Here is a 6,729-nt window from a genome sequence, read left to right on the forward strand (position 1 = left end):
TTGATCGGTTCTCACTGACCCTCGCACGATGGCTCACCAACGTCTACGACGAAGACAACCCTGCCGAATCCTCCACCACTCCAGGGGACGTCACCGAGGAGCGCGAAGTGAGGCAAACGAACATCGTGCTGCACGCCTGGCAGCGCCCGGCCTTCGTTCGGCTCATTCTGCTGGACCACGCACCGTGCACGACGAAGTGCGACAAGTGAACATCGCCGCATCGAGTTCATTTGCCTCAACCTGCTGCTGCACGCTCGAGGGTCGGGCAGATTGAGGCAAACGAGCAGAATGGATGCCGCCACGCAGCGCGGCCCACCGGCGCAGCGGCGAGCGCCGGGGTCAGCCGATCGGGGTCTTGGGGTCGTTGACGCCGAGGATCGGGAACGTCAGGTCGTCGGCGGAGTGCGACGTGAGCGTCAGCTCGACGTCTTCCACGCCGTGCAGCCCATCGGCGAACGCGAGCACGGGGTTCGGGGCCATGTCGGCGGTGCACGCCTTGTCTGCGGGGATGCCGGACAGAGATGCCGAGACGGATGCCGCACCCGTGACCTCGGTCGCGGTGATGTGCTCCGTGCAGGTCGACGAGCCCCACAGCAGCACGACGAAGGTACCGTTGACGTTCGTCCAGCCGGCGCTGGGCGTCATGTCCGACTCACCGTCGACGGTCAGCCCGGGAACGCCCGTGAGCGTCGTGCCGCCGTCGAACCCGGCGCCGGTGACCGAGATCGTCAGGTTCTGCGACGGGTCGACGCCGTCGGGCACGCCGACGAGCGAGACGCGCGGCGCGTAGTCCATCGTGCAGGGGGTCGTGGCATCCGGCTCTTCGAAGGTCACGGCGAGCGTGCCGTTCGTCTCGAGGGTGACCTCGCCCGCCGACGGCACGCAGGTCGACGACCCCTCGGTCACGATGCCGATCGAGCGACCGCCGTCGAGCCACGCGGCCTCGATCATGACCTGCTCGGTCTCGGTGCCGCCGGGCACGGACTCGTCGGCGCCGTCGGGCTCGACGAGCGCACCGGTGGCGCACGCCGCGAGGGCGAGCGCGGCGAGCGCGGCGATTCCGGCCGCGGTCAGGCTACGACGTAGGGGACGCATGGAAGCTCCTTCTGCAGAACGGGCTCAGTCCGAGCCGATGATCGGGATGCGGACGTTGTCGAACTCGCCGCCCTGCAGCACGAGGGAGATGTCGTCGTCCTCGTCGAGATCGTCGACGTAGGCGACGGTCCCGCGCGGTGCCATGTCCATCGTGCAGGGCTGGTCGGCTTCGGGCTCGGCGAAGGTCGCCGTCACCTCGGCGGGACTCGAGGCGGCCACCGTCTCGAGCACCGGCACGCACGTCGACGATCCCCACGTGAGGATGACGAACAGGCCGTCCTCATCGGTCCATCCGGCGCTGGGCAGGTAGTCGGTCTCACCGCCGACGACGAGCCCGGCCTCGCCGTCGAGGTCGGCGTCGCCGACGTAGCTCTCACCGGTCACGCGGATGTCGACATCCTGCGTGGGGTCGACGCCCTCGGGCGTCGCGACGAGCGTCACGCGGGGAACGAGGTCGCGCGTGCACGGTGTGCCGGCGTCGGGCTCGACGAAGGTCACGTCGATCACGCCGTTGGCGAAGGTCGCCTCCTCTGCGGTCGGCACGCACGTCGAGCTGCCCTGCGTCACGATGCCGATCATGCGTCCGCCGTCGAGCCAGGCGGCATCCACCTCGATGTCGGTGGCGAGGTCGACGTCGGCGGAGGGTGCCGATCCGACGGGCGCCGACACGTCACCGCCGGGGGTCCCTGTCGCGCAGCCGGCGAGAAGGCCGGCGGCGAGCACGGCGGTGCCAAGGGCGAAAAGCGCGCGGGTGGTGCGGGTCATGACACGATCCTTCGTCTGCGACTGGGAAGTTCCGGATGCCACGACCGGCGGCATCCGTCAGCACTATCGTGTCGCACTCGGCCGAAGAATCTCAGGGAAGTGCATAACGCCCGGGTCACGAAAAACCCGGAATGTGCCTATTGCAGCGCCGAGGTGAGGCGGGCGAGGTTGTCGAGGACGGTCGAACGCAGCGGTTGGCGCATCCACTCCTCGAGGGTGAGCTCGCGGCTGAGCACCCTGTACTGCTGCTCGACGTCGCGCATCTCGCGCACGAATTCCTCGCCGCGAACGAGCATCGAGATCTCGAGGTTGAGACCGAACGAGCGCATGTCCATGTTGCTCGATCCGATGATGGCGACCTCGTCGTCGATCGTCATCGACTTCGAATGCAGGATGAACGGCTTCTGGTACATCCAGATCTTCACCCCGGCCCGCAGCAGCGCCTCGTAATAGCTGCGCTGCGCGTGATAGACGAGCGCCTGATCGCCTTCTTCGGACACGAACAGCTCGACATGGATGCCGCGCTGGCACGCCGTCGTGATTGCGAGGAGCAGTGCTTCGTCGGGCACGAAATAGGGGCTCACGACGATGATCTTGCTCTGCGCGGCGTACAACAGCCCGGCGAAGAGCTTGAGGTTGTTCTGGAACTCGAAGCCCGGTCCCGACGGGATGATCTGGCAGTCGAGGTCGCCGGGCCCGGATTGCACGTCGAACAGGTCGATCTCATCCGTGAGGACTTCGTCGGTCTCGCTGTACCAGTCACTGAGGAACACGGCGTTGATCGAGGCGACGACAGGGCCCTCGATGCGGGCCATGAGGTCGACCCAGTGCAGACCCCGGCGGATGTTCTTCGGCAGGTTGTAGGTCGAATCGGTGACGTTCTGCGAACCGGTGAAGGCGACGCGGCCGTCCACGACGAGCAGCTTGCGGTGGTTGCGCAGGTCGGGGCGCTGGTACTTGCCGCGGAACGGCTGCACGGGGAGCATGAGCCGCCAGTGCGCGCCCATCGCGTTGAGCCGTCGGATCGTCGCCTTGTAGAAGGGCTTGCCGCGGTTGGCCCAATGGTCCATCAGCACGCGCACCGTGACGCCTCGTGCCGCGACCTCTTCGAGCGCGCGGAAGAAGTCGTCGGTCGCCGCATCCGACTGGAGGATGTAGAACTCGACGTGCACATAGCGCTCGGCGGCCCGGATCGCCTCGGCCATCGTGTCGAGGCTCTCCTGGTAGTCCGAGATGATGTGCGCCGCGTTGTCGCCGGCCAGCGGCATGGCGCCGAGGTTGCGGTTGAGGGTCACGAGCGACGTGAACCACGCCGGGGCGTGCGGTCGCAGCGTGCCGAAGTCGAGCGACTCGCTCGTGTCGCGGATGTACTCGTTGATCTGCTCCTGCTTCTTGCGGCGCTTGCGCGGCAGCCGAGGATTGCCGATCAGGAGGAAGAGGAAGACACCGATGAGCGGGATGAAGTAGATCGCGAGCAGCCACGCCATCGCGGCGGTCGGGCGGCGATTTCGGGGGACGATGATGATCGCGGCGATGCGCACGCTGATGTCGATCACCATGACGGCGATGACCCACCAGGTCCAGTCGAATGTGATGCTGACCGCCACGGCACCCCTTCGCTCGGCCTCGTGCCCAGCGTAGTGGGAGGGTGGGTCAGCGGTCGGACGGCGCCGTTTCGCCGGGCACCGCAGACGCCGCCCCGGCGGGCTCGGCGACGACCTGGCGCGGTGGCAGGCCGAGCCGTGCGCGTTCCTTCGCCTCGACGCGCGCGTAGATGCGGCGCTCGTTGCGGTCGGCGCGGATGATGCTGCGCAGGATGACGTAGAAGACGAACGCGACGACGACCGTGGGCAGCAGCGACCAGATCACGGCATTCCAGTAGCTGTCCATACCGTCCAGGATACGCGTCGCGCGCAGCCGTGCGGCCCGGGCATCGCTTCCTCAACAGCGGGGGTCCGCGGGCGAGTTGCCGACAGATGCGTCGACGAGGCTCCGCCGGTGTGCCCGAGTGGCGAGGCTCTCGGCATGACGACCATCGTGAAAGCCGCGAATGCGGCGGAGTTCTTGTCCTTCGTGCCCCGCATGCTCGGCTTCGTGCCGCAGCTCAGCCTCGTCGTCGTGCCGTTCGCGCGATCCCGCACGCTCGGAGCGATGCGCTTCGACCTGCCCCACGGCGACGAAGACGTCGATCGCATCGCGGCGACCGTGATCGGCATGGCGTGCCGCGTCGCGCTCGCCGATGCCGTCGCCCTCGTCGTCTACACCGACGCGGACGTGGGTCGTCTCGTCCCGCTCACGGCGCTGCCGCACGACGGGCTCGTCGCGGCGCTCGCGGGGCGCGCCGACGCGTGCGGACTGCGTCTCGTCGACGCGCTGTGCGTCGCCGCGGATGCGTGGTGTCCCTACCTCGACGGCGACGCCCACCCCCGCGACCTCGCCGAGCTCGATCTGTCCGACGCGGTGGCACCGGGCGACCAGTCCAGCGGCGCCGAGCTGCCCGCGGTGGCCGACGGCGAACGCGAAGCGGTCGACGCGGCGGTCGGCGCGTTCTCGCGCGCCGTCGAGGTGCTGTGCGGCCCCGATGCTGCGGGCGGACCCGACTCCGCGGCATCCGGTGATGCCGATGCGCGCGTCGATCCGCAGGCGCTCGCCGCCGTCTGCGCGATCGACGATCTGCCCGGGCTGTTCGAAGACGTTCTCGATTGGGATGCCGCGGCCCTCGCGCCGTACCGGGTCGCGACCCTGGCGTGGTGTCTCAGCCGGCCGGCCCTGCGGGACATCGCGCTCGTGCAGTGGTGCCGCGGTCCGTCGGCGGGTGACGAAGCGCTCGACGCGCAGCTGCGGTGGGAGGACGGAGAGGAGTACCCGGCGCACCTCGCGATGATGATGTGGGGCGAGGGGGAGCGTCCGGATCCGGCCCGCCTCTCTCGGGCGCTCGATGTGGTGCGCCGCGTCGCCGCGACGGCGCCCCTGCACGACCGGCCGGGCGCCCTCGCGACGGCCGCATGGCTGTCGTGGGCGCTCGGACACTCGACCCACGCCGACCGCTACGCGCGCGGCGCGACCGACATCGAACCCGAGCACGGCCTCGCCGAGATCGTGCTGTCGTTCGTCGGGATGGGACACCTGCCGGATTGGGCGTTCCGGCGCACCCTGCCGTGAACCGGCGTCAGCTCACTTCACGAGCGGGAAGAGGATCGTCTCGCGGATGCCGAGACCCGTGATCGCCATGAGCAGGCGGTCGATACCCATTCCCATTCCGCCGGTGGGCGGCATCCCGTGCTCGAGAGCGCGCAGGAACTCCTCGTCGATGCGCATCGCCTCGACATCGCCGCGCGCCGCGAGGACGGCCTGCTCGACGAACCGCTCGCGCTGGATGACGGGGTCGATGAGCTCGGAGTAGCCCGTCGCGAGCTCGAATCCGCGCACGTAGAGGTCCCACTTCTCGACGACGCCGGGGATCGTGCGGTGCTCGCGCACGAGGGGGCTCGTGTCGACGGGGAAGTCCATGACGAAGGTCGGGCGGGTCAGACTCGGCTTGACGAAGTGCTCCCAGAGCTCTTCGACGAGCTTTCCGTGGGTCGCGTGCGGCGGCTCATCGACGCCCACGTCGGCGGCGAACGCGAGGAGCTCGTCGAGACTCGTCTCGGGCGTGATCTCGCGGCCGGCCGCCTCGCTCAGCGAGCCGTACATCGGCAGGCGGTCCCACTCGCCGCCGAGGTCGTACTCGGTGCCGTCCGCCCAGGTGACCGTGGTCGAGCCCGCGACGGCGACGGCCGCCTGCTGCACGAGCTCCTGTGTGAGGTCGGCGATGCCGTTGTAGTCGCTGTACGACTGGTAAGCCTCGAGCATCGCGAACTCGGGGCTGTGGGTGGAGTCGGCGCCTTCGTTGCGGAAGTTGCGGTTGATCTCGAAGACGCGGTCGATACCGCCGACGACGGCGCGCTTGAGGAAGAGCTCGGGCGCGATGCGCAGGTAGAGGTCGGTGCCGAACGCGTTCGAGTTCGTCACGAACGGCCGGGCCGAGGCGCCGCCGTGCTGCACCTGCAGCATGGGCGTCTCGACCTCGACGAAGTCATGGCCGGCGAACGTCGCGCGCAGGCTCGCGTTGACCTTGGACCGGGCGAGCACCGTCTCGCGCGCGCGATCGCGCACGATGAGATCGAGGAAGCGGCTGCGCACGCGGCTCTCTTCGCTCAGCTCGGTGTACATGTTCGGCAGCGGCAGGAGGGCCTTCGAGGCGATGCGCCACTGGGCGACCATGATCGACAGCTCGCCGCGGCGGCTCGAGATGACCTCTCCCGAGACGAAGACGTGGTCGCCGAGGTCGACGAGCTCCTTCCACCGCTGCAGCTCGTCCTCGCCGACGACGGCGAGGGACACCATGGCCTGGATGCGGCTGCCGTCTCCGGACTGCAGGGTCGCGAAGCACAGCTTGCCCGTGTTGCGGCTGAAGACGACGCGGCCGGCGACGGCGGCCGTCTCGCCGGTCTCGGCACCCGCCTCGAGGTCGCCGTACCGCTCGCGCAGCGCCGGGATCGTGTCGGTCAGGGGCACCGCGACGGGGTACGCCCCGCCCGCGGCATCCACTCGCTCTTCGATGAGCCGCTCGCGCTTGGCGAGGCGGACGAGTTTCTGCTCGTGCGCGTCGGCGAGCTCGGCGTCCGGGTCGATCGGATCGACGGGCGTTTCGGTCATGGCGGGGCTCCTCGGAAGTCGCCGCCAAGTCTATCCGCGGCCGTCGGAGCCCCCGTCCCGCACGACCCCCATCGCTCCCGTCCGGCCAATGACCGCGAGACTGCAACGGGGGGGAGGGAGCGGGGGGGGGGACGAAAGGGTCGGAGGGTCGGTTGGGGTTCTCGGGGAGGA

Annotated in this window: 7 protein-coding genes; 2 read left to right on the forward strand and 5 right to left on the reverse strand. The window is 69.2% G+C overall.

Annotated elements, in window-relative coordinates; translation table 11 throughout:
- On the forward strand, positions 1-209 hold a 209-nt coding region (locus ACWICD_RS11710), incomplete at its 5' end, for a hypothetical protein (RefSeq protein WP_454140267.1).
- Between the two features lie 130 nt (positions 210-339).
- On the opposite strand, the gene ACWICD_RS11715 is transcribed toward ACWICD_RS11710, so the two are convergent.
- The 4 genes from ACWICD_RS11715 to ACWICD_RS11730 all read right to left on the reverse strand — a co-directional run bounded on the left by ACWICD_RS11715 (position 340) and on the right by ACWICD_RS11730 (position 3,750).
- Positions 340-1,095 carry a hypothetical protein gene (locus tag ACWICD_RS11715; protein ID WP_454140268.1) on the reverse strand — a complete coding sequence of 252 codons (756 nt, stop codon included), beginning with the start codon at positions 1,093-1,095 and terminating at the stop codon, positions 340-342.
- 24 nt (positions 1,096-1,119) lie between these two features.
- On the reverse strand, positions 1,120-1,860 hold the full coding sequence (locus ACWICD_RS11720) for a hypothetical protein (RefSeq protein ID WP_454140269.1): 741 nt from the start codon (positions 1,858-1,860) through the stop codon (positions 1,120-1,122).
- Positions 1,861-1,997: 137 nt separating this feature from the next.
- Complete coding sequence (gene cls / locus ACWICD_RS11725; RefSeq protein WP_454140318.1) at positions 1,998-3,419, reverse strand: cardiolipin synthase; 1,422 nt, start codon at positions 3,417-3,419, stop codon at positions 1,998-2,000.
- 94 nt (positions 3,420-3,513) lie between these two features.
- Positions 3,514-3,750 carry a hypothetical protein gene (locus ACWICD_RS11730; protein ID WP_376131232.1) on the reverse strand — a complete coding sequence of 79 codons (237 nt, stop codon included), beginning with the start codon at positions 3,748-3,750 and terminating at the stop codon, positions 3,514-3,516.
- A 135-nt stretch (positions 3,751-3,885) separates the two neighbouring features.
- Here ACWICD_RS11730 and ACWICD_RS11735 point away from each other — a divergent pair, with 135 nt between their 5' ends.
- Positions 3,886-5,022, forward strand: coding sequence for a DUF4192 family protein (locus ACWICD_RS11735; protein WP_376131235.1), 1,137 nt, complete (start codon positions 3,886-3,888; stop codon positions 5,020-5,022).
- Positions 5,023-5,034: 12 nt separating this feature from the next.
- Here ACWICD_RS11735 and lysS read toward each other — a convergent pair whose 3' ends face one another.
- Entirely contained in the window at positions 5,035-6,558 is a 1,524-nt protein-coding gene (gene lysS, locus ACWICD_RS11740) for a lysine--tRNA ligase (protein WP_454140270.1), read from the reverse strand.
- Between the last annotated feature and the right edge of the window lie 171 nt (positions 6,559-6,729).

The organism is Microbacterium sp. NPDC055357 (assembly GCF_053644835.1).

What these genes read in the sequence shown, in the direction of transcription:
- ACWICD_RS11720 (WP_454140269.1), bottom strand. Translation starts at nt 1,860, where the DNA reads ATGACCCGCACCACCCGCGCGCTTTTCGCCCTTGGCACCGCCGTGCTC.
- ACWICD_RS11735 (WP_376131235.1), top strand. Translation starts at nt 3,886, where the DNA reads ATGACGACCATCGTGAAAGCCGCGAATGCGGCGGAGTTCTTGTCCTTC.
- cls (WP_454140318.1), bottom strand. Translation starts at nt 3,419, where the DNA reads ATGGTGATCGACATCAGCGTGCGCATCGCCGCGATCATCATCGTCCCC.
- lysS (WP_454140270.1), bottom strand. Translation starts at nt 6,558, where the DNA reads ATGACCGAAACGCCCGTCGATCCGATCGACCCGGACGCCGAGCTCGCC.
- ACWICD_RS11730 (WP_376131232.1), bottom strand. Translation starts at nt 3,750, where the DNA reads ATGGACAGCTACTGGAATGCCGTGATCTGGTCGCTGCTGCCCACGGTC.
- ACWICD_RS11715 (WP_454140268.1), bottom strand. Translation starts at nt 1,095, where the DNA reads ATGCGTCCCCTACGTCGTAGCCTGACCGCGGCCGGAATCGCCGCGCTC.